The organism is Pseudoalteromonas sp. BSi20480, from assembly GCF_000241365.1.
Classification (GTDB): Bacteria; Pseudomonadota; Gammaproteobacteria; order Enterobacterales; family Alteromonadaceae; genus Pseudoalteromonas; species Pseudoalteromonas marina.
In genome coordinates this window covers 1-23,008 of record NZ_BADX01000043.1, presented here as the reverse complement: position 1 = coordinate 23,008, position 23,008 = coordinate 1, and the positions used below count along the sequence as shown (strand labels likewise).

25 protein-coding genes and 2 pseudogenes are annotated in these 23,008 nt (G+C 39.2%); 18 read left to right on the top strand and 9 right to left on the bottom strand.

Features of this window, described 5'->3' with window-relative positions:
- Positions 1–350 (top strand): annotated as a pseudogene (locus tag P20480_RS17755) (hypothetical protein); the annotation flags it as partial.
- A gap of 58 nt (positions 351–408) precedes the next feature.
- On the opposite strand, the gene P20480_RS13720 reads toward P20480_RS17755, so the two are convergent.
- The 5 genes from P20480_RS13720 to rnm all read right to left on the bottom strand — a co-directional run bounded on the left by P20480_RS13720 (position 409) and on the right by rnm (position 3,998).
- A complete protein-coding gene (locus P20480_RS13720) occupies positions 409–987 on the bottom strand; it encodes a YceI family protein (RefSeq protein WP_006792205.1) in 579 nt (192 codons plus the stop codon).
- A gap of 1 nt (position 988) precedes the next feature.
- A complete protein-coding gene (locus P20480_RS13725) occupies positions 989–1,540 on the bottom strand; it encodes a cytochrome b (RefSeq protein WP_006792206.1) in 552 nt (183 codons plus the stop codon).
- 155 nt (positions 1,541–1,695) lie between these two features.
- Positions 1,696–2,520, bottom strand: coding sequence for a segregation and condensation protein A (locus tag P20480_RS13730; RefSeq protein WP_008127753.1), 825 nt, complete (start codon positions 2,518–2,520; stop codon positions 1,696–1,698).
- 6 nt (positions 2,521–2,526) lie between these two features.
- The gene (locus P20480_RS13735) at positions 2,527–3,147 is read right to left on the bottom strand and encodes an L-threonylcarbamoyladenylate synthase (RefSeq protein WP_006792208.1); all 621 of its coding nucleotides are present in this window, start codon (positions 3,145–3,147) and stop codon (positions 2,527–2,529) included.
- The gene (gene rnm / locus P20480_RS13740) at positions 3,144–3,998 is read right to left on the bottom strand and encodes an RNase RNM (protein WP_008127750.1); all 855 of its coding nucleotides are present in this window, start codon (positions 3,996–3,998) and stop codon (positions 3,144–3,146) included. The genes P20480_RS13735 and rnm overlap by 4 nt, the downstream gene beginning before the upstream one ends.
- Positions 3,999–4,445: 447 nt before the next feature.
- On the opposite strand from rnm, the gene P20480_RS13745 reads away from it, so the two are divergent.
- The 6 genes from P20480_RS13745 to trpA are packed head-to-tail and all read left to right on the top strand — an operon-like array spanning position 4,446 to position 11,032.
- Positions 4,446–6,014 (top strand): anthranilate synthase component 1, encoded by a 1,569-nt coding sequence (locus P20480_RS13745; protein ID WP_008127748.1) that lies wholly within the window; start codon positions 4,446–4,448, stop codon positions 6,012–6,014.
- Position 6,015: 1 nt separating this feature from the next.
- Positions 6,016–6,618 carry an aminodeoxychorismate/anthranilate synthase component II gene (locus P20480_RS13750; RefSeq protein WP_008127746.1) on the top strand — a complete coding sequence of 201 codons (603 nt, stop codon included), beginning with the start codon at positions 6,016–6,018 and terminating at the stop codon, positions 6,616–6,618.
- Positions 6,619–6,627: 9 nt separating this feature from the next.
- On the top strand, positions 6,628–7,665 hold the full coding sequence (gene trpD / locus P20480_RS13755; protein ID WP_008127743.1) for an anthranilate phosphoribosyltransferase: 1,038 nt from the start codon (positions 6,628–6,630) through the stop codon (positions 7,663–7,665).
- Positions 7,658–9,022, top strand: a complete 1,365-nt coding sequence (trpCF, locus tag P20480_RS13760; protein ID WP_008127742.1) for a bifunctional indole-3-glycerol-phosphate synthase TrpC/phosphoribosylanthranilate isomerase TrpF — start codon at positions 7,658–7,660, stop codon at positions 9,020–9,022. Before trpD ends, trpCF begins: the two co-directional genes overlap by 8 nt.
- A 7-nt stretch (positions 9,023–9,029) precedes the next feature.
- On the top strand, positions 9,030–10,214 hold the full coding sequence (gene trpB, locus P20480_RS13765; protein ID WP_006792214.1) for a tryptophan synthase subunit beta: 1,185 nt from the start codon (positions 9,030–9,032) through the stop codon (positions 10,212–10,214).
- On the top strand, positions 10,211–11,032 hold the full coding sequence (gene trpA / locus P20480_RS13770) for a tryptophan synthase subunit alpha (protein WP_008127739.1): 822 nt from the start codon (positions 10,211–10,213) through the stop codon (positions 11,030–11,032). Before trpB ends, trpA begins: the two co-directional genes overlap by 4 nt.
- A 60-nt stretch (positions 11,033–11,092) precedes the next feature.
- Here the strand turns inward: trpA and P20480_RS13775 are convergent, their stop codons facing one another.
- Entirely contained in the window at positions 11,093–11,671 is a 579-nt protein-coding gene (locus tag P20480_RS13775) for a type 1 glutamine amidotransferase domain-containing protein (RefSeq protein ID WP_006792216.1), read from the bottom strand.
- Positions 11,672–11,878: 207 nt separating this feature from the next.
- Positions 11,879–12,148, bottom strand: coding sequence for an HU family DNA-binding protein (locus tag P20480_RS13780; protein WP_006792217.1), 270 nt, complete (start codon positions 12,146–12,148; stop codon positions 11,879–11,881).
- Between the two features lie 171 nt (positions 12,149–12,319).
- Between P20480_RS13780 and ispZ the strand changes: the two genes are divergently transcribed.
- The gene (gene ispZ, locus P20480_RS13785) at positions 12,320–12,895 is read left to right on the top strand and encodes a septation protein IspZ (RefSeq protein ID WP_008127733.1); all 576 of its coding nucleotides are present in this window, start codon (positions 12,320–12,322) and stop codon (positions 12,893–12,895) included.
- A 61-nt stretch (positions 12,896–12,956) separates the two neighbouring features.
- The gene (locus tag P20480_RS13790) at positions 12,957–13,598 is read left to right on the top strand and encodes a CPBP family intramembrane glutamic endopeptidase (protein WP_006792219.1); all 642 of its coding nucleotides are present in this window, start codon (positions 12,957–12,959) and stop codon (positions 13,596–13,598) included.
- Between the two features lie 53 nt (positions 13,599–13,651).
- Here P20480_RS13790 and P20480_RS17750 read toward each other — a convergent pair.
- Positions 13,652–15,077 (bottom strand): annotated as a pseudogene (locus P20480_RS17750) (sodium-dependent transporter).
- Positions 15,078–15,266: 189 nt separating this feature from the next.
- Between P20480_RS17750 and P20480_RS13795 the strand changes: the two are divergent.
- From P20480_RS13795 to P20480_RS13820, 6 genes are all read left to right on the top strand, one after another.
- A complete protein-coding gene (locus tag P20480_RS13795) occupies positions 15,267–15,569 on the top strand; it encodes a YciI family protein (RefSeq protein WP_008127726.1) in 303 nt (100 codons plus the stop codon).
- A 155-nt stretch (positions 15,570–15,724) separates the two neighbouring features.
- Positions 15,725–15,985, top strand: a complete 261-nt coding sequence (locus P20480_RS13800; RefSeq protein ID WP_008127725.1) for a PepSY domain-containing protein — start codon at positions 15,725–15,727, stop codon at positions 15,983–15,985.
- A 3-nt stretch (positions 15,986–15,988) separates the two neighbouring features.
- The gene (locus P20480_RS13805; protein ID WP_008127723.1) at positions 15,989–16,663 is read left to right on the top strand and encodes a response regulator transcription factor; all 675 of its coding nucleotides are present in this window, start codon (positions 15,989–15,991) and stop codon (positions 16,661–16,663) included.
- The gene (locus P20480_RS13810) at positions 16,657–17,994 is read left to right on the top strand and encodes an ATP-binding protein (RefSeq protein WP_033025090.1); all 1,338 of its coding nucleotides are present in this window, start codon (positions 16,657–16,659) and stop codon (positions 17,992–17,994) included. The genes P20480_RS13805 and P20480_RS13810 overlap by 7 nt, the downstream gene beginning before the upstream one ends.
- A complete protein-coding gene (locus P20480_RS13815; RefSeq protein ID WP_006792225.1) occupies positions 17,981–18,391 on the top strand; it encodes a hypothetical protein in 411 nt (136 codons plus the stop codon). The genes P20480_RS13810 and P20480_RS13815 overlap by 14 nt, the downstream gene beginning before the upstream one ends.
- Before the next feature lie 103 nt (positions 18,392–18,494).
- Entirely contained in the window at positions 18,495–19,565 is a 1,071-nt protein-coding gene (locus P20480_RS13820) for a flavin monoamine oxidase family protein (RefSeq protein WP_008127719.1), read from the top strand.
- 38 nt (positions 19,566–19,603) lie between these two features.
- On the opposite strand, the gene P20480_RS13825 is transcribed toward P20480_RS13820, so the two are convergent.
- On the bottom strand, positions 19,604–20,638 hold the full coding sequence (locus P20480_RS13825; RefSeq protein ID WP_008127717.1) for an AI-2E family transporter: 1,035 nt from the start codon (positions 20,636–20,638) through the stop codon (positions 19,604–19,606).
- 170 nt (positions 20,639–20,808) lie between these two features.
- On the opposite strand from P20480_RS13825, the gene P20480_RS13830 reads away from it, so the two are divergent.
- The 3 genes from P20480_RS13830 (at position 20,809) to P20480_RS19770 (ending at position 23,001) form a co-directional block, all read left to right on the top strand.
- Positions 20,809–21,699, top strand: coding sequence for a TIGR01777 family oxidoreductase (locus P20480_RS13830; protein ID WP_008127716.1), 891 nt, complete (start codon positions 20,809–20,811; stop codon positions 21,697–21,699).
- A 491-nt stretch (positions 21,700–22,190) separates the two neighbouring features.
- A complete protein-coding gene (locus tag P20480_RS19775; RefSeq protein ID WP_238530284.1) occupies positions 22,191–22,538 on the top strand; it encodes a hypothetical protein in 348 nt (115 codons plus the stop codon).
- 55 nt (positions 22,539–22,593) lie between these two features.
- Complete coding sequence (locus tag P20480_RS19770) at positions 22,594–23,001, top strand: GGDEF domain-containing protein (protein WP_008127712.1); 408 nt, start codon at positions 22,594–22,596, stop codon at positions 22,999–23,001.
- Positions 23,002–23,008: the final 7 nt, after the last annotated feature.

Genomic DNA, 23,008 nt, shown 5'->3' with positions numbered 1-23,008 from the left:
AAACGCCCGATGTTGACATTGTTATTCGCCCTACCCGAGATAGCTTAGCTAGTCTTACCTATATGCTTAACTTAAAACGCATTGATATTTTACTTGGCTACCCAAGTGAACATTTTTATTTAGCTAAATCTATGAACTTTCAAGATAACTTAACCCAAAGACCATTAACTGAAGCACCTGCGTTAAGCTATGGTTTTATAGGTTGCACTAAAACCGAGCAAGGGATTAAAAATATTGCTTTGCTAAACAAACACCTTAAAGTAATCAAACAAACTGATGCATACATAAATGCCTTATCAAAGTGGTTGCCCGAGCATTTAAAGCCATTGCTAAAAACAAGAATGAACTAAGAAAAAAACGCCACGTAATGTGGCGCTTCCAAAGTTAGTTGTATAATTACAGCCCTGCTTATTTACGAATACCTTCAATAAATAACCCAATATCAACATGCGTCGACGCAGGTCCTAAATTATAGTTAATGCCATAGTCACTTAATTTAAGGCTTGTTTCGCCTTCAAATCCAACACGGTAACCACCCCACGGGTCTTGACCCTCACCTATTTTATCTATTTCAAAGGTAATACTTTTTGTCACACCATGTAATGTAAAATCACCAGTTACTTTGCCTGAATCATCGTTGTTAAATGTAATGTTAGTACTTTTAAATGTAGCCGTTGGGTATTTATCAACATTTAAAAAATCTTTACCACGTAAGTGCTTATCTCGCTCTGCATGGTTAGAATCAAGACTGGTTGTATCTATATTTACCATTATTTGTGAAGCATTAGGTTTTTCTGCGTCATAATTGAATTCACCGTCAAACGTATTAAAACGTCCATGTAGCCAGCTGTAACCCAAATGTTTTATTTTAAAGTTCACAAAAGCATGCGCCCCTTTTGTATCAATAACATATTCAGCAGCATTTACAGCCGATGCTGATAAAACGAGAGCCGCCGATACAGCTGTATTTAGTAATAGTTTGTTCATATTAATCTTCCTTCAATGGGGTAATCATTCTTGTTAAAGTTTTATCTTTATCTATAAAATGGTGCTTTAGTGCACCCAATGCATGTAAAACAACAAAACCAATTAATATACATGCACCGTAGTAATGAACTTTTCCTGCTATATCAGCTTGATCATCAAAAACAAAGTCGAGAGCAGACACATTAAACAGGGTAAAAACTTCAATGGGCCTTCCATCAGCAGTTGAGATCAAATAACCAGCTACCACAATCACAGCTAATAAAATGTACATAGCTATGTGGGCAGTATGTGCTAGTTGATTGACTTTAGTATTTGTACCTAGCGGTTTTGGCTGTTTAGAAAAAACACGCCATAAAATTCTAAAAATCAAAATAGCTGCAAGCGTAATTCCAATGCTTTTATGTAAATCAAGAGAACCTTTGTACCAACTGTCATAGTAGGTAAGTTCAACCATGTATAAACCCAAACCAAATAAGCCAATAACGGTAAACGCCATCAACCAATGCAATATAATGGCAACTAACCCATATGAGAGTGGTGTGTTTTTAAACATAATTAATATCCTGTGTTTTGATAACGACAAGATATAGAAAAGAAGTGCGCAGTAAAATAGCATGTGCAAACAGCTTGTGTGCGTATATGCACATAAGTGGTTTACATAGGGGAATTTAGTGGTTAAAGAGAGTGTTTCAGTTTTACTCGAAGCGGCTATTCAGTGAGACTTACGTATATTAAGCTCTCTTCATTAACTTGCAGGCAAGTAATAAGCCCTTCCTTGATAAGCTCAAGTATAGCTATAAAGCTTACGACAACCCCGCTGCGACCTTCTGATGCTTTAAAAAGTTCGTTAAACACAATTGCACTCTTTGCTTTGGAAAGCTGTTGTAATATTTGGCTCATGCGCTCGCGGGTTGATAACACCTCTGCTGTTATTTGATGATGCTCAAAGGTTTTAGCTCTCGCCATAACTTCACTTAAGGCAAGCATTAAATCTTTGAGTTCTAATTCGGGTAGGTTTTTGCTTTTATCGTCGTTAATGGGCATTACCGCATGAGCAACGAAAATATCACGGCCAACACGAGGAATATCATCCAAATTTTCAGCTGCTTTTTTAAACTGCTCGTATTCTTGTAGGCGTTTAATTAGTTCAGCACGAGGGTCTTCCTCTTCTTCGAGCTCTTCGTGAACAGGAAGAAGCAGCCGTGATTTTATTTGCGCTAACAATGCCGCCATGACTAAATACTCACCAGCTAGCTCTAATTGAAATTCGCTCATCATTTCAACATAGCTAACATATTGTTCTGTAATACTAAATATTGAAAGCTCAAGTACGTCAAGCTTATGTTTTTTTATTAAATAAAGAAGTAAATCAAGCGGCCCCTCAAAGGTTTCTAAAATAACTTCAAGTGCGTCGGGTGGAATATATAAGTCTTCAGGTTTATCAACAACGGCCTTTCCATGCAAAAAAGCCAGTGGCAGATTTTGCTGCACTGGCTCATTAATTACTGGTGGAAGTTTAGTCGTTGAAGCCACGTTTAATTACTCAAACGGGCTCACATCACCACAGCCAACACGCAGTATTTTTACATCGTCCTCGGACAAATCAATAACGGTTGTTGCCTGCTCTGGTAAGTATCCACCGTGAATAATAAGATCTACGTGCTTATCAAGCCTATCTAAAATCTCGTCTGGGTCCGACTCTGTAAATTCTTGTCCGGGTAAGATAAGCGAACATGACATTAGTGGCTCGCCCAACTCGGCTAACAGTGCACATGCTATTGGGTGCTCAATAACACGTATGCCAATCGTTTTTTTCTTATCGTTTAATAAACGCTTAGGTACTTCCTTTGTGCCTTTAAAAATAAAGGTATAAGGTCCCGGCGTATTATTTTTAATCAGTCTGAATAATTGATTATCAACGCGTGCATAAGTAGATAACTCTGATAAATCACGACATACAAGTGTAAAATTGTCGTTTTTATCAATGCCACGAATACGCTCTATACGCTCTTTGGCTTGCTTATTACCAATATTACAGCCAATTGCATAGCCAGAGTCGGTAGGGTAAACAACAACACCACCTTGTTTTATTATATCAACAGCTTGAGTTATTAACCTTGCTTGTGGGTTATCTGGATGAATATGAAATAATTGACTCATGTTAATGCCCCTTCTTGTCCTTCCCAAACTTGCCAAACACCTTGGCAATCTTTAGGTAAGTATAAATTTTTACCAAGCTCTAAATAGCTTGTCGGAAAATGAAAATCTGAGCCTTGTGAACATAATAATTCGTACTCTCGGCTGAGTTCACCTAAAAATTGACGTTCACTAGGTGCTTGCTGAGGTTGCGCTACTTCCATTGCATCTCCCCCTGCATTTTTAAATTCAACTAACAGTTTTCGCAGCCACTTATTAGACATTCTATAGCTACTTGGATGGGCAAGCACTGCCACCCCTCCTGCTGCATGTATTGCTTTAATAGCGGTTTGCATATCACACCAACAGCTTGGTACGTACCCCGTTTTACCTCGCCCTAAATACTTTTTAAATACTCCAGGGAAATTTTTAGCGACTCCACGCTGCATTAATGCACGTGCAAAATGGGCACGTGTAATTTGTCCATTTAAAGCAAGTTCTTTAGCTTGGTCGTAAATGCCTTCAAAGCCATTTTTTTCAAGGCGAAAGCCGATTTGTGTAGCCCGTTCCTCTCGCTTTTGCTGCTGTGCAGTTAATAAGACATCGAGCTCTTCGTTATCAATATTTATGTTTAACCCGACAATGTGGATCTCAAAGCTTTCCCACTTTGTCGATATTTCTGTACCTGTGATTAATGACAGCGGAAGATTCTCAGACTTAATAAATGATTGAGCCGGTTTAATAGCTGCCACAGTGTCATGATCGGTAATAGCAAACACATCAATATTTTTATCTACTGCACGGTTTAATAATTCTTCAACCGTTAAATGTCCGTCTGAATGTGTTGTGTGGCTATGTAAATCATATTTTATCAAAAGAAAACTGCTTAAAATTAAGGTTTGAAGGTATTTATTCAAGTATAACAAGTTTTTTCATTAAATTGTTTTAAATAAACACTTGACACAAAAGCACTAGATACGTTTTACTGTAGCCACTTTAAGACACATAAAGAATTAAAAACAATGAACAATTCAAACCTAAACACAATTTGGTGGTGGCACTCGTAATTATCGGGTGATGAATTGTCGTGTCTGACAAAATTTCAAAACCCGCAAATATGCGGGTTTTTTTATAACTAAATTTTAATAAATACATAATAAATTTGAGGCAGAAAACATGAATAACGGTATTACTCTTACACATCATTGGTGGTGGCGCCTGGTATAGCGGGACGGTAATGATCTGTTTGTAATTTAGATATCGTTATTCAAACCCCGCATTGCACAGCATTGCGGGGTTTAATTTTTTTGAGGGAATGAGGTTTGATTTTTAGTCATATAACAACTACGCCGGGTGAAGTAACGAGTATTACGCAAACACGCGACTACATCAGTAGTCCACTTGCGCTGTACGCGGCACTTGATAAACCTAACTCACTGCTACTTGAATCGGCTGAAATTGATTCTAAAGACAGTGTAAAAAGTTTAATTTTAGTCGATTGCGCATTGCGCATTGTTTGCCAAGGCAAAACAGTCACGATTACAGCCCAGTCAAACAATGGCCACCAGCTGTTAAGTTACTTACAAGCTCATGTTAAAAACTGCAATGCAGAATTAAACGATACAACCCTAACCCTAAATTACTTGAGTACAAGTAACGACATTGATGAAGCAAGTAAACTAGTGGCCGATAATGCATTTAGTGCCCTACGAACTTGTATTAACTCAATCAAAAGCACCACCGACAATCCATTTTCTCTATTTTTAGGTGGTGTATTTGCCTACGACATGGTTGCAAACTTTGAACAGTTAAGTGACGTTCCCGATGGCGAGAACAGCTGTCCTGATTATGTATTTTATTTAGCTGAAACATTAGTTGTAATAGACCACCAAAAACAGACCACCGAACTTATCGGTAACGTGTTTAACGGCCCAGACGTACACGCAAACTGCTTTGAAGTAGGCAAACAGCTAGAGCAGTTAAATAGCCTTTGCGATAACGCAGCCCAATACAGCGCCCCATTAAACAAAGGCGAATGTGAGGTAAATGTAGACATAAGCGACAGCACCTACTGTCAGCAGGTTGTAAAACTTAAAAAGAACATTGTAGACGGTGATATTTTTCAGGTTGTTCCTTCTCGTACTTTCTCGCTGCCTTGCCCTAATGCTTTACATGCGTATAGCCAATTAAAACAACAAAACCCAAGCCCTTATATGTTTTACATGCGCGATGAGGACTTTGCTTTATTTGGCGCATCACCCGAATCAGCCCTTAAATACGATATTAATAACCAGCAGGTAGAAGTGTATCCAATTGCAGGAACGCGCCCTCGTGGTAAATTTGCTAATGGGCAAATAAACCCCGATTTAGATAGCCGTATTGAACTTGAACTTAGAAACGATCAAAAAGAACGTGCAGAACACCTAATGCTTGTTGACTTAGCCCGTAACGATGTAGCACGCATTAGTGTTGCAGGTACACGTCATGCCAAAGAGCTATTAAAAGTAGACCGTTATTCGCAAGTTATGCATTTAGTTTCACGTGTTGTTGGTACATTAAAACCAGAACTTGATGCACTTCACGCTTACCAAGCATGCATGAACATGGGTACCTTAGTAGGCGCGCCTAAAGTTCGCGCAGCAGAATTAGTTCGCCAAACAGAAGGAAAACGACGTGGCAGTTACGGTGGCGCAGTAGGTTATTTAACCGGTGATGGCGCAATGGACAGCTGTATTGTTATTCGCTCTGCCTTTGTTAAAAACAACATGGCTTATGTTCAAGCCGGTGCCGGGGTTGTATTTGACTCAGACCCGCAATCTGAAGCTAACGAAACTCGCGCTAAAGCTCAAGCGGTTATTACCGCCATCAAATCAACTTTCGAGGCGGTATAACATGGGTGCATCACAGCCAATCAAAATTTACTTTTTAGATAACTTTGACTCGTTTAGTTACAACTTGGTAGACGAACTAACTATGCTCGGTGGTGAGCTTGTTGTGTATAGAAATAACATAAGCGCCGATACTATTTTTAATAAAATGCGCCAAGAGCAAGGCCAAGTATTACTTGTACTTTCACCAGGCCCAGGCACACCAAGCGATGCTGGTTGCCTCATGGATCTTATTGCGCTGTGTAAAGGCCACTTTCCTATACTGGGTATTTGTTTAGGTCAACAAGCGTTAACACAAAGTTATGGCGGAGTAATCGGACATGCGGGTGAAACCGTACATGGTAAGTCATCAATTATTGATCTAAGCACACACCCTGTGTTTGAAAATATGGGCGAGACAATGCCGGTCGCACGTTACCACTCATTAATGGCTACGCAAGTACCTGATAGCATAGAGGTAATAGCACAATACCAAGATATTCCTATGGCTATTTATCACCATGATGACGGTGCTCTGGGTTATCAGTTTCACCCTGAATCAATACTAACGCCCAACGGGGCTATGTTGCTGCAACAAAGTGTTGCTTACCTAACAAATAATAATTAAGAGGACGTTATGAGTACACATTTAACCAACGTACTTAATGTTCAACACGCAATTGAGCAACTTACGATTAAGCAATCACTCAGTTATAGCCAATCAAAAGCGCTATTTAATGAAATTATGCAAGGTAACATGAGCGATATTGAGCTAACTGCTTTGCTTATTAGTCTTAAAATGAAAGGTGAAGTGAGTGATGAAATAGCGGGAGCTGCGGCATCTATGCGTGAAAACGCAGTGGCTTTTAATACTACTTGCTCACAACTTGCAGATAGTTGTGGCACCGGTGGCGATGGGTCAAATACTATTAATATCAGCACCACTGCCGCTATTGTCGCAGCTGCAGCGGGTATTAACATGGTAAAACATGGCAACCGCAGTGTGTCGAGTAACTCAGGCTCTGCCGACTTACTCAAAGCGCTTGGTATTAATATAGATATGAGCCCTGAACAAGCAGCAAAATGCCTTGAGCAAACACACTTTACATTTTTGTTTGCACCTCATTATCACAGCGGTGTGCGCCATGCGATGGGTGTGCGTACTGCACTTAAAACACGAACTATTTTTAATATTCTAGGCCCCCTTGCTAACCCTGCGGCGCCTGATGTGCAATTATTGGGGGTCTACGACGAGTCCCTATGTATGCCTATGGCGCAAACGCTTAAAACATTAGGCACACAACGCGCAATGATCGTACACGGTTCTGGCACTGACGAAATTGCCCTTCATGGGCCAACGCATGTTGTTGAATTAAACAACGGTGAAATAAACCAGTACACGCTCAACCCAAGCGACTTCGGCCTTGCAAACTATTCACTTGAACAACTAGCAGGTGAAGGCCCACAATATAACGCTGATGCAAGCGTTGCTATTTTACAAGGCAAAGGCACTGATGCGCACAACGCCGCTATTGTGGTAAATGTTGCTGCTCTTTTATATCTAACAGGTAAAGCTGACTCACTTAAAGATGGCGCACAGCAAGTACACTCACTTTTAAGTTCAGGCAAAGCCATGGACACATTAAATGCAATTATTGAGGTAAGTCATGGCTAATGTATTAGACAAAATTGTTGCTGATAAAAAGCTAGAATTAATTGAACGAAAAGCCGCTCGTCCGCTTGAAAGTTTTAAAGATCAAGCGGTGCCAACCAGCCGTGATTTTTATAAAGCATTGGCGGCACCCGGTACGCAATTTATTTTAGAATGTAAAAAAGCGTCCCCTTCTAAGGGGTTAATAAGAGAACCTTTTGATTTAACTGAAATCACTGCAGCTTACAAAAAATATGCAAGCTGCATGAGCGTACTCACCGATACTAAATACTTTCAAGGTAGCTTTGACTACCTAGAGTTTGTACGTAGCCAAGTTGATCAGCCACTTATTTGTAAAGACTTTTTCATAGATGAGTATCAGGTTTATATGGCTCGTATTTATGGTGGCGATGCTATCTTACTTATGCTTTCGGTACTTAATGATGAAGAATACACAGCACTGCATAAGGTCGCTGATTCACTCAATATGGCGGTGCTAACCGAGGTAAGTAACGAAGAAGAAGTACACCGAGCACTTGACCTAAATGCTAAAATTATTGGTATTAATAACCGTGATTTACGTGACTTGAGTACCGATTTAGCTACTACTGAAAAACTACGTAAATTAATACCTGAAGATAGAGTTGTTATTTCGGAGTCAGGTATCTATACCCATCAAGACGTTAAACGCTTAGCACCGCTGTGCGATGGCTTTTTAATTGGTAGCTCGCTGATGGCCGAAGTTGATTTAGAACAAGCATGTCGCCGGGTTATTTTTGGGGAAAATAAAGTATGTGGACTTACTCGCAGCCAAGATGCGCAAGCTGCGTATAATGCGGGCGCTATATATGGCGGTTTAATTTTTCATCCTAAGTCTCCACGTTGTGTTGATTTAGATTGCGCCCAAGCCATAACGCAATCAGCCCCCCTCAAGTTTGTGGGTGTTTTTGTTGATGAGCCAACAGAGAAAGTTGCTCACGCCGCAAGTGTGTTAAAATTAGCGGCAGTTCAATTACATGGCCAAGAAAGTGACGATTACATTAAAGCGTTGCGTACACAGTTACCTAGCAATTGTGAAATTTGGAAAGCACAAGCAATTAAAGATGAGCTACCTACTCCTGTAAATGGCGTTGACCGCCACTTGTACGACACTCACAGTGATAAACAAGCTGGTGGAACAGGAAAAGTATTTGATTGGTCGCTTCTTCGCGATGCAACAACACCGTTTATGCTAGCTGGTGGCTTAAATCCAGACAATATTAAAGATGCGCTTTATCAAGGTGCCTTAGGCCTTGACTTAAATTCTGGGGTTGAAGACGCTCCGGGCAAAAAGTGCCCAAACAAATTACATCATGCTTTTACAAGTATCAGAAATTATTGAGGTTAAAATGCAAAATCCAGCTTATTTTGGCGAGTTTGGCGGTATGTTTGTACCCGAGTTGCTTGTCCCTGCACTTAAGCAGTTAGAAAACGAATTTAACAAAGCGCAAAAAGATCCTGAGTTCCAGGCAGAACTTAGCAAATTATTAAACGAGTATGCGGGTCGCCCTACGCCTCTTACTTTAACGCGTAATTTAGTTAAAAACCCAAAGGTTAAACTTTACTTAAAGCGTGAAGATCTACTTCATGGTGGTGCACACAAAACAAACCAGGTGCTTGGCCAAGCGTTATTAACAAAACGTATGGGTAAAAAAGAAGTGATTGCTGAAACCGGCGCAGGTCAGCATGGTGTTGCTACTGCTTTAGCATGCGCACTTTTAGGTTTAAAATGTCGTATATACATGGGTGCGAAAGACGTTGAACGCCAACAACCTAATGTATTTAGAATGAAATTAATGGGCGCAGAAGTCATTCCTGTTACAGCGGGTTCTGGCACATTAAAAGATGCCGTAAACGAAGCGCTACGTGACTGGTCAGCTAACTACCAAGAAGCGCACTACTTACTAGGAACTGCGGCGGGCCCTCACCCATTCCCAACAATTGTTCGCGAATACCAAAAAGTAATTGGTGAAGAAGCCAAGCAACAAGTGCTTGAAGCTGAAGGTCGCTTACCAGACGCCGTTATAGCCTGCGTGGGTGGTGGGTCAAATGCTATAGGTATGTTTACCGATTTTATTGACGAGCCTAGCGTAAAACTAATTGGTGTAGAGCCAGCGGGTAAAGGCTTAGACACCCATGAACACGGCGCCACTATTTGTAAGGGTACTAAAGGTATACTACACGGTACATACACTTACATTATGCAAAACGATGATGGCCAAATTGAAGAATCATACTCTGTATCAGCGGGTCTAGATTACCCAGCGGTAGGCCCACAGCATGCATTTTTACATGAAACTGGCCGTGCACAATATGTAGGTATCAGTGACACTGAGGCACTTGACGCGTTTCAGTCATTAGCTAAAAACGAAGGTATTATTCCGGCTCTGGAGTCAAGCCATGCTTTAGCCTACGCGCTAAAATATGCAGAAGAGCAGACGCAAGACAGTGTAATCGTAATTAATTTAAGTGGCCGTGGCGATAAAGATTTAGCACATGTACACAAAGTATTATCTGAAGGAGGCCAGCTATGAGCCAAGTTAAGACGGACCGTTATGGCGCTATGTTTGCTGCACTTAATGAGAAAGATCAAGGTGCGTTTGTTCCCTTTGTGACTATTGGCGATCCAGGTAAAGAGCAGAGCATTGCTATCATTAAAAGCTTAATTGATGGTGGTGCTGACGGACTAGAGCTGGGTATTCCCTTTTCAGATCCAATAGCCGATGGCCCTGTTATCCAAGCCGCTAATATTCGTGCGCTTGATGTGAATATTAACACCCAAGATTGCTTTGACATCATTAAAGAAATTCGTGAATACAATGCAGATATTCCAATTGGTTTATTATTATATTCAAACTTAGTGTTTAAACGTGGCTTAGAAGCGTTTTACAAAGATGCAAAAGCCGTAGGGGTAGACTCTATTTTGGTAGCGGATGTTCCTTTGCATGAGTCTAAAATGTTTAGAAAGGCTGCAATGGACAATGGGGTTGACCCAATATTTATTGCAACACCTAATGCAGATGACGACACTCTTCGCCAGTGTGCTTCATATGGACGCGGTTATACTTATTTACTTTCACGTGCAGGCGTAACAGGTACTGATACCAAAGCACAAATGCCCGCTGGTAATATTGTAAATAAATTAAAAGAGTACCATGCAGCCCCTGCTCTATTAGGCTTTGGTATTTCAACGCCAGACGATGTGAAATCAGCATTAAATGCAGGAGCAGCCGGTGCCATTTCAGGCTCTGCAGTGGTAAAGATTATTGAAGCCAATCTTGATGATTTAGATGCAATGACAGCACAACTAAAAACGTTTGTTAGCAACATGAAAGCCGCTACAGAGCTTTAAGTAAACTTAGATTTAAACACATAAAAAGGGCATTTAAATGCCCTTTTTCATTATTAAAATTTAGTGTGCTTTATGCTTACCTTCTAGCACTTCTTCAATAAATTTAGCGTTAAAAGCATCTAAATCTTCTGGGCTGCGGCTGGTTACTAAACCTCTGTCTACACACACTTCCTCATTTACCCAGTTTGCGCCTGCATTCATTAAATCGCTTTTAATACTTGGGAAAGAAGTGATTGTGCGGTCACGTAACTTGTTAATTTCTGCCAGTAACCATGGTGCATGGCAAATTGCAGCAACTGGTTTGTTTTTTTCTGCACCAAAAAAGCCGTCTATAAAGGCTTTTGCGTGTTTGTCTTGACGAAGGCTGTCTGGATTAAATAACCCACCGGGTAACATTAATGCATCGTAATCAGCAGAGTTTGTATTGGTGACGAGTTTATCTACTGATACTTTTTCGCCCCATTTATCTTCATTCCATCCAGTTATTTGACCTTCTTTGATAGAGACGATCTCTATTTCTGCACCCGCATTTAATAATGCATCGCGAGGAGAAAACAATTCACTTTGTTCAAAACCGTCAGTGGCTAAAATGGCAATTTTTTTACCTTTTAGGGGTGTACGCGATTGTAATGTATTCATTTGGCTCTCCTTATAAATTAATTAAGTGTTTAACGCACTAAACAATAAGCAGAACGGATGCCAAATTTAAGTCATTGAAAATTATATTAAATTTTAATTTATGATATAACCCCATGTAAATTATTTATAATTAATGAATAATCTACATGACGTTAAAAGAGCGTTGTTCTAGATAGTACAAATAAAAAGGTAAGTAGAAGTGAAGTATTAAAGGCGATCTTTAAGTGCTTTAGCTGGTTTAAAAACGGCCTTGTTAGCCCCTTCTATTTCGATTGTCTCGCCCGTTTGTGGATTGCGCCCAGTGCGTGCCGGATAATAGCTAAGTGCAAACGTACCAAATCCATTAATTTGCACCTGATCACCTTCAGATAACGATTTAGTAATCACTTTTTGAATACTTGTAAGAGCGGCTTGTGAATCTTTTTTAGTGAGTTCACTGTGTTTTGCCATTTCGGCAATAAGTTGAGTTTTGTTCATATAAGGCTCCTAAATACACGTAAACAATGAATACGTTTAGCGTGGGAATATAATGATGAATAAATAAAGCCACGCAGGCTAAGGCTTACAGGGCTTTAAGTCAACCTTGTAGTTACCAAGTGTTATGTGGTAAAAACGCTGTAATTTATTTTTGTATAATTTAGGTAGTATATGCACGCATTAATTGAATACATTCCACTTATACTGTTTTTTGCAGTGTTTAAGCTTGTAGATATTTACTGGGCAACAGCTTTATTAATTGCAACATCGCTTATTCAAGTCATATTTAGCTATTACAAACATGGGAAAGTACCGACCCGCCAGTGGATCTTCTTTTCTATTGCCGCCGTGTTTGGCACCTTAACGCTTGTGTTTCATGATGAGCAATTTGTAAAGTGGAAAGCCACTATTATATACGCGGGTTTCAGCATTATGCTGCTTGTGAGTCGTTACATACTCAATAAAAACTTAGTAAAAAAGGCACTAACCGCTATTTTAGAAAACGCAAATGACACAGATAAAAAAATAACCGTGCCAGAGCCATTATGGGATAAATTAAACTTAATGTGGGTAGCTATTACCGCAGGTATTGCAGCACTTAACATATACATAGCGTATAACTTTTCACTCGACTTTTGGGTAAACTTTAAAGTCTTTGGCTTGATGGCTATTACGTTTGTTAGTATTTTTGCCACAATTATTGCCCTTTACAAATACCTCCCTGATGATGACGAAGCTGTAAACTAGTTTTCGTCATAAAAATGTCGTCTTAGCTTGTTAGTTTATAAAAAAACAGCCTGAGACGACCTTGAACGCTAATCAATACCGTTGGTTTGAATTTACCCTCATATTTATTTTTTTACCGCTAGTAGGCTTTAGCTTACGCAGCCATTTAGCAAATTGGCTTTTTCCTGCGCTTATAATATTAATGAGCGTATGTTGCATGCTTTTGTTGAGCGATCCACACTTTAAACGCTTCAGGCTTACCAGCTTTGGACAGTTTTCTGCTGTAAAAAATCGTCTGTTTAGTTTCTTTTTATTAGGCGCCGTTTTCTCTGGTATGTTTTACGGGATCATCCATCAAGAAAACTGGTTTGCCCTCCCTCGTAATTCTTTTAATGATTGGCTGCTTTTGTTACTGCTATACCCCGTGTTGTCGGTTATCCCTCAAGAGCTAATTTTCAGAACCTATTTTTTTCATCGTTATAAACACATTATGCCTAAAAAAAGTATGCGAATTATTGTAAGTGCCACTGTGTTTGCACTGGCTCATATAGTTTATGCAAATTTGATTGCGGTATGTTTAGCTTTTTTAGGCGGGTTGTTATTTTCGTATACTTACGCTCAAAGCCGCTCAACCTTTGTATGTGTTATTGAGCATAGCTTGTGGGGAATTTGGATGTTTACTCTAGGTATTGGGAGTTATTTAGACTCAGGTGCTTTAACCTAAATGTTAGGCACAAAAAAACCGCGGCAAGCGCGGCTTTTTTTATACTTTACATTTTAAAAGCCAAATAACTTTAAACCAAAGAACTTGGTAGCAACCGTGTTTATAAATATCACAGCTAAAATAAATGGGATAAACGTTGAAAGAGAAAAGTTCACGTATTTCTCCATCATGCTGCCTTCGTAGCTAGGTGAACCTTGGCTTAGTTCCTGTGTTAAACGCGCTTTTTTCCATCGATACATTACAAACAAACACACCATTAAGCCATTTAGAGGTAAAATAGTGTCGTAAAATACATCAACTACAATATCAAAAAAGCTCTTACTGGCACCGCCATAGCTGGTAAACGACGTTAAACTGTCAACCATACCAAACGACATAGTACATATAATTGTAAGTAAGCCTGTGCTAAGCGTTAGTATACCTAAAGCTTTTTTACGACTAATACCTTTACGATCACTCAATGTTGCCGTTGGTACTTCTACAATTGAAACCAAAGACGTTATTGCTGCAAAAAATACAAGTAAAAAGAATGAAAAGGCGACAACTGAAGCCCCTACATAGCCAATATCGTTTTGTAATGCTAATAAAATTTTAGGTAAATAAACAAAAATCATTGATACAGACGAGTCTGATAACGACTCCGGGTTAGTATTTGGGTCAAAACTAAATATAGCGGGTAAAACCATAAGGCCGGCAACAAACGCGACTAGTGAGTCTGTAATAGCCACCATTTTTGCACTACTAACTATGTCGTCTTTCTTAGAAATATAAGACGCATAGGTCATTAAAATACCCATACCTAGCGATAAAGAGAAGAACGCTTGACTCAATGCACCATTTAATACGCTAGCACTCATTTTTGAAAAGTCAGGAATAACGTAATACTCAACGCCTGCCAATGCGTTATCTAGCGTTAAAACATAAGCAACCAAAGCCAACAGCATCACCAACAATGCTGGCATTAATACTTTAGCCGCTTTTTCTATGCCCTGTTTTACACCGCCGAGTAAAATAAGGTTAACAATAACAACCACCACAGCCATATAAGCAAATACCGTGTAGCTGTTAATAAATGTTCCAAAATGGGCTGGGTCGGCTAACGCATCTAAGTTACCCATGCCCGCCTGTATCAAGTAGCCAAAAATCCACACTGTAATTACCATATAAAAAACGGCAATCATAAATGGAGTTAAAACGGACTAAAAATCCTGCAAATTTCCATTTTTTATCGTTATTTGCTAAAAGTTTGTATGAACCGAGCGGATCTTTTTGAGCATTTCGGCCCATGGCCATTTCTGCCATCATCACGGGTAAACAAATAAACACGACAAATAGAGCATAAATTAATAAAAATGCGCCGCCACCATTTTTAGTAGCAGAAACGGGAAAACCCACTAAATTACCAATACCAACGGCAGAACCAGCTGCAGCCAGTATAAATCCGAGACGGGAGCTAAATCGCTCTCTATTATCGCTCATGTATAAAACCTTTTTATTATTTTGAGTATCTGAGCGACTCTACCAGTGTTATACAGCGGTTTTCAAGCAATTAGCGTTAAAAATAAAATCCAACTGTAAACCTAAGTGTATACGCTTTTAGTTAGCCAAATTTGAGCTCTGTGGTACTATTTGCATAATTAAATTTAACAACTTAAGTGAGAATCTATTATGTTGTACATGATTTACTCAACAGACGTTGAAAACAGCCTTGAATTACGAAAAGCCGCACGTCCAGCGCACTTAGAACGCTTAAAAGAGCTTGATGCACAAAACAGGCTACTTACCGCCGGCCCTTTCCCTGCGGTTGATAATGAAGACCCTCAAGATGCCGGTTTTACTGGCTCAGTTATTATTGCAGAGTTTGATTCGCTAGAAGCTGCGCGTGAATGGGCAACTGATGATCCTTACGTTTCAGGTGGCGTATACGTGAATACAATTGTTAAACCATTCAAAAAAGTGTTTCCAGTATAAATAACAGCGTGTTGTTACAAGCCAACCTGTAATTCAGGATTTGTTCACACGTTTTTAATTAAAATTACTAATGTAATTACGGATTTAACGTTTTTACTTGAATTTTAGTAACTTAGTTAATTAAACTAAGGTTATCTGGTCTAGGAGTTTCTGTTATGCGCGTATTATTAAGCCTCATTTTTATTGCTTGTGTTAGCTTTGCTAGCAACAGCCAAGCTTCGGCTACGCCCACTAAAAAGGTTGACCAACCGGTGGATAAAAAGAAAGCGGTAATACTTGCTAAACAAAGTATTGGCGGTAAAACGCTTAAAATAACTGAAAAACCAGAGTTTTATACCGTACGAATACTCAAATCTGACGGCCACGTCGTTGATTTACATATTAATAAAAAAACCGGCGAAGTGAAAAAGGATTAAAAAATGCGAATTTTAGTTATTGAAGACGATCTACATTTAGCAGACAACCTACGAAATGCATTAGAGAAAGAACGCTACAGCGTGGATCTATGTCACGATGGTGAAGCTGGTTTATTTCATATTACGGAATACCCTTTGGATATGGCTGTGGTTGATTTGGGTTTACCTAAAATTGACGGAATTGAGTTAATTAACAAAGCACGTGCCCAAGGCGTGACAATTCCAATTTTAATTTTAACAGCCCGTGATCGCTGGCAAGATAAAGTTGAAGGGCTAGATGCCGGTGCAGACGACTATTTAACAAAGCCATTTCATGTTGAAGAATTAGCAGCGCGTTGTAACGCACTTATTCGCCGCAGTGCAGGTAAAGCTAACCCTGAAATGACAGCAGGACCTATAAAAATACACACCCGTTCGCAACAAGTTTGGGTCGATGACAAAGAGTTAAGTCTAACGGCTTATGAGTATAAAGTACTTGAATACTTAATGGTAAACCCACAAAAGGTTATTTCTAAGTCAGAGCTTACTGAGCATATTTACGATCAGGATTTCGACCTTGATTCGAATGTAATTGAAGTGTTTGTTTTACGCCTACGTAAAAAGTTAGACCCAGAAGGCACCCTCAACCCAGTTGAAACGTTACGTGGCCGTGGTTACAGGCTAAAAAGTCAGTGGTAGGACCGCAAGTATCACTAAAAATAAGGCAAGGATTTATCCTTGTCTTTGTTTTATTGGTGGCACTGCCTATTTTGTTTTACTCAATTGGCAAAGCCTATTATGCCTCTTTGGTCGATGCCACAGAAAAAACGCTAGAAGCTCAACTCTATTCTCTCATATCTGAGGTAGACTTCACTGAACATGGCATAATTATGCCAAGCACTATATTAGCGCCTGAGCTTAACAGATTAAACTCTGACACTTACGCAATGATTTACCGAGATGAAGAGCCAATTTGGCATTCGGAGTCAGCGGTGAATGTCGACTTTGTACCTCAACAAATAGAAACTAAAGCCGGTGCCGCTGATTTTAGGCGCGTAGAATACAAAAATACGGTTTATTGGCAGCTTAGTTTAACCGTAATATTAAATAACATTGATCAGTCCGAGCAGGCTCGGTTCATTTTAGTAAAGCGTAACGACGCTCTACTTCGTTTAATGGATGGGTTTAAACAAACACTTGTTGAGTGGATGTTTGTTATGGGTATTGCCATAACAATTTTAATGGCTATCGGTTTTATTTGGAGCGCTCGCCCACTACAGCGCTTAGATAAAGAAATAAAAGCCATTGAATCTGGTGATATACAAGAAATTAAAGGCCTTTATCCGATTGAGCTACAAACCATAAAAGCCGACTTAAACTTGTTACTTGAATCTCAGCAACGACAAAAAGAACGCTACAGAGCATCGCTCAGCGATTTAGCGCACGCACTTAAAACCCCACTAGCTGTTCTTAAATCAAGCCCGCTTGCAAATGATGCTGACGCACAAGAACAGTTAGACCGTATAAATGTGATGATCGAACACCAATTAAAGCGTGCAGCTACTGGCGCATCAGATACGTGGAAAAAACAAACGCCTATAAAACCAGTTATCGACTCAATACTAAGTGCAATGGCTAAAGTTTATCGCGACAAAGATATTATTTTTGATTGTATAGTTTCTGATAAAGACTACTTTTTAGGTGACCAAACCGATTTAATGGAGTTATTAGGCAACTTAATTGATAACGCCTGTAAAGCGTGTCGTTCTCAAGTAACGGTACAAGTGGTGCAAAGTAAAACATTATGTATAGGTATAAGTGATGACGGCCCGGGTGTGCCAGAAGATAAGCGTGAATCATTACTTAAACGCGGTACACGCCTAGATACATACCAAAGTGGGCATGGTGTTGGCATGGCCATTGTCTCGGACTTGGTTACATCTTACCATGGCACACTGACAATCACTGAAGCCGGCAAGCTAGGCGGCGCACAATTTATATTAGAGTTTAATTACCATGATAAAAAATAACACGTATGCAAACTTGTTTTCGTTTTTTCTCCTTATAATAAGTGGCAGTGCTTATTCTAATGCTGTGTGCCAATTGGTTGATAAGCCAACTATGAATGAATCTAAGCGTTACATACAATGCCTTGACACCCAGCTCGATAAAGCCAAACAAGAGCAAGGGACTTGGATACAAAAACGCAAGTACGAACTAGTCCAATCTGAAGAAGCAACGGGCAATACCCAAGTGCTGCAGTTATTTATGCGCAGTATAAAAAATAATGAGAAGTACATTGAAAGCGCCTGTCAGTGGCGCTACATATTAAAACTTCCTAATGCAAAAGCAGCCGCTATAAGCTACAAGCACTGTGAAATTCAGTTAGTAAATCAGTTTACAGAATCCTTAAAACAACCTTTTTAAAGCACGTGTAAATAACACGACTACCTCGCATACTCACTTGACAATAGTGCGCACACAAAACAAACTACCTACTAGTAGATTGTTAAACTCAAAAAGGTAACTAATGGCCAAGCCTATAATAATTATTGGTGGCGGACTTGCAGGGCTTTATGCTGCAACAAAATTGCATGAACGTAATATTGCGTTTTTATTATTAGAGGCCAAACCACGTTTAGGTGGGCGTATTTATTGTGAAAATTCAATAAAAAATGAAAATATTGGGTTTGATCTTGGTCCGACGTGGATTTTTCCTCATCAACCAAAAATTCAATCATTGGTCAAATCGCTCAACTTATCGATATTTGAGCAATACAATCATGGTGATGTGTTATACCAAGCGCCTAATCAGGCAGTTCAACAAATCGCAGGCGCTGGCGAAATGCAATTGTTTAGGCTAAAACACGGCATGAGTACCTTAATCAAGGCACTCTATAAACAGCTACCTTCAAAGCATATATTGTTAAATCATTGCGTAACAGAACTCAAAAAAAGTAATGATAACTGGCAATTAACAGTCAATAACAATGGTAAAATACAGCAGTTTGAAACAAACACAGTGCTCACTGCCCTGCCTCCACGAATGATCACCCAACATCTAACACCTAATTTTTGGGCAAGTGAGAGGCTTATAAATCGTTTGACCACAACGCCCACTTGGATGGCAGGACAATCTAAATTTGTGGCCACATTCGATTACGCCTTTTGGCGAGAACGCAATCTATCTGGGCAATGCTTTAGCCGAGTCGGACCCATGGTTGAAATACATGATGCAAGTGCAGAACACAATAAGCATGCTGCCTTATTTGGCTTTATCGGCGTGCCATACGCCACTCGCAGTAAAGTTACCGAAGCACAATTAATAGAAGCTTGTATTAACCAGCTGGTCTATTTTTACGGCGAAGCCGCTAGAAACCCCACACATTGTTTTATAAAAGATTGGGCTGAGGATGAATTTGTTGCCAATAACGACGATAAAACACAACCCTCACAACACCCTGATTTCTATTTAGGTGAACTAACAAGTGAGCTAAGAGATTTAAATATTCACTTAGCAGGAAGTGAATTCGCGAAAAAAGAAGCAGGTTATTTAGAGGGAGCACTTAACGCTGTTGATGACGCATTAAGTGCTATATAGCAATTCAAATGGGTTATATTGGCTATAAATGCTGAAGGTTAACGCATCGCGCTATCTTCACCACTGCCTAATAATGTAGCAACCCATTTACCTTCTATGCTTGTTTCAAGGCCTATCTTAACAATCATTGTTAATGGAACAGATAAAAGCATACCTACTGTACCAAGTAGCCACCCCCAAAATATTAAAGATAAAAATACAACAAGGGTTGATAGGCCAAGCCCTTTACCTAAAAATTTAGGCTCTACAATGTTGCCCATCACCGTGTTTATTGTTAAGTAACCCGCCGCTACCATACCGGCAATTAGAGGACCTTGAGTTATTAAGGCAAGTAACACGGCAGGCACAGCCGCAATAATTGACCCAATATTCGGAATGTAATTAAACATAAATGCTAAAACACCCCATAATATAAAGTAGTCAACATTTAGAACCCACAAGTAAACAGACACAATAATACCGGTAGCTAAACTTACGAGTGTTTTTATAGCCAAGTAAGAATTAATTGATTCTAAAAATCGGTCAATTTGCTTCATTTTACTATCAGGATCTTCAAGAGCCATATGTATTTTATTGCTTAGCAGTGGGCCTTCAAACAGCATAAAAATAACCGTTAAGATTATTAAAAACATGTTTGCCATTACGCCACCAAGCCCTGTCAGCATGTTAGTTGCTACATCAACCATTTTGCCTGGGTCAAACATCGAAATGAGTTGTTCTTTATTAATTAAAATATTGTACTGGGAGGCGAGGTCTACAAGCCAAATAAACTCTTCTTTGAGTTGGGCTTTATATTCAGGAAGCTGCTGTGAAAAATCATTAATGGACTGGCCAACTAAGCCACCTAAGCTGACTCCAAGCCCAACAATAATTAGCACCACAAGCATCACTGCAATGCCTTTAGGAATTTTATAACGTGCAAAAAATTTAATTAGTGGATTACAAATAATGGCAATAAATGCCGCTAATATGAAAGGAATAACAATGACACTTGCTGATTTGATCCCTGCCAATACCACTACTAAAGCAGCAAAAACAATTAAGCTTTTATTTACACCCGTTAAACCTGCCACTTTATTCATCCTTTTATTTGTAATAAGGCCACAGTGTAAGGCAAAACCTAATGAAATGAAATAATTACAAAGTGATCATAACCCTTGTTACTTCGTATCAAGGATAGAAACTACATGCTAGTGAGTATAAATTAAAAACACTTGCTACAATTATAATTTGAGGATTCAATATGCATATATTTGTTACAGGTGCTACTGGGCTAATTGGCCAACATTTATGTCCTTTTTTAGAGCACCATAACACGGTTACCGTGCTTAGCCGTAATGCCACAAAAGCAAATGTATTATTGGGTCATAAAATTAAAGCAGTCACTGACATAAGCGCTGTTGATTTTAATACCGTTGACGTTGTTATTAATTTAGCCGGTGAGCCAATCGTTAATAAACGTTGGAGCGATAAACAGAAGCAAATTATACGTGACAGCCGCATTAATATAACGCAGCAAATTAGCCACGCTATTGCAGCAAGTACTAACCCTCCACACACGTTTATATCAGGCAGTGCTATTGGCTACTATGGACGCCAAAGCAACAAGCGCATAGATGAAAACTTTACAGATCCCCACAATGAGTTTAGTCATCAGCTGTGTAAAGACTGGGAAGACGCAGCATTAAAAGCAGAGTCTGAAAAAACACGAGTCTGCCTATTACGAACCGGTATTGTATTAGCTAAAAAAGGTGGTGCATTAAGCAAGATGCTTCCCGCATTTAAATTGTGTTTAGGCGGGCCAATTGGTGACGGAGAGCAAGGTATGTCGTGGATACATATAGACGATATGACACAGCTTATTTTATATATTATGAAACACCCTGAAATTTCGGGGCCAATAAACGCCGTAGCACCAAACCCAGTTAGTAACTCAGAGTTTAGTAAACGCTTGGGTAATGCATTATCGCGTCCTGCTTTTATGCCCATGCCTGCATTTGTATTGAAAGTATTAATGGGTGAAATGTCTGACTTACTCACTACCGGGCAATTTGTAGTGCCAACCAAAGCACAAAAGCATAACTATCGTTTTCATTACGAGAACCTTAAATCGGCCTTGGACAGCTTGGTTTAGCTGGCGTTAATTATCTTCTGTGTATACTCTATTCAGTTACGATATGTGTAACCACTACTATTTACCCATATTGACCTTTCATGATTAATACATAATACTTAAGTTAGTCAGACACAATTACCTAATAAAAGCGAAAATGAATGCTGCACCTGCCTACTGTGATTGGTCTCTCTTTTATACTTAACCTACTAATTGGGTTGTTTTTTTTATCTGTTCATAATTACAAAAAACAATCTGCTTTTTTAATTTTTGGTTTAGCGTGCATTGCATTTTCATTTGCTGAACTACTCGCATGTTTAAAACTAATACTTAATTTTCCTTTTATTACGAGTTATTTAGCGAATATTTTTATAATACTCAGCCCATTTTTAATTATTCTGGGACTACATAAATACAAATACAGCAAACCTTTAAACTTACGCCCTATTTACTATTTGCTACTTTTTACCGCTGTAATTTTATTATCAGTGTACCCTTACTCCGCGGCACAAATGGTAACGAGCTTTATTATTGCAGGGTTATACTTATTTTCTGCTTACATCATTACCACTATGAGCTTTGTTGCAACCTTACAAAAAAAGGCATTAATTACCTGCTTTTTAATCCATAGTTTGCTTATGTTTGTTCAAACAGTGCTGCTTGCTTTACCTATTTTAAGCCTAAGCGAGACAACCTATTTAGAACCATTAGAGCTCATTTTAAGCAGTCATTTAATTTTAGCCACTTGCAGTGCATTATTACTCCCTTACTTATTAGCATCTAATACAGAACATACGCTTGCCAGCATTGCTAATACCGACGTTTTGAGTCAACTATTTAACCGCCGTGGTTTTTTATAAAAGGAAAAACGCGTTAAGTTTACCTCTTTACCAAAACAAAAATATTTCACTTATTTTGCTCGATATTGATTTTTTCAAACGCGTTAACGATACCTATGGCCACGAGGCCGGTGATCAAGCCATAAAGTGGATCGCTCAGCATGTAAAATCACAATTTTTAAATGAAGAGATATCAGCCAGGATCGGCGGCGAAGAATTTGCCATTTTGTTGCCCAACTGCTCATTAAGTGATGCCAGAAATAATGCCGAAGTACTACGCGAAAGCATAAGCAGTTATCCATTTTATTACGAGGGGCACGATATAAATTTATCGGTGAGCGCAGGCGTCAGTAGCACAATAAACGGCGAGCAGACTATAAAAGAGTTACTAGCGAACGCCGATAAACGACTCTACCTTGCTAAAGAAACTGGCCGTGACAAAGTGGTAACCTACGATGAAAAAAGCTTACTTTTGCAAGCTTAATTTGAAA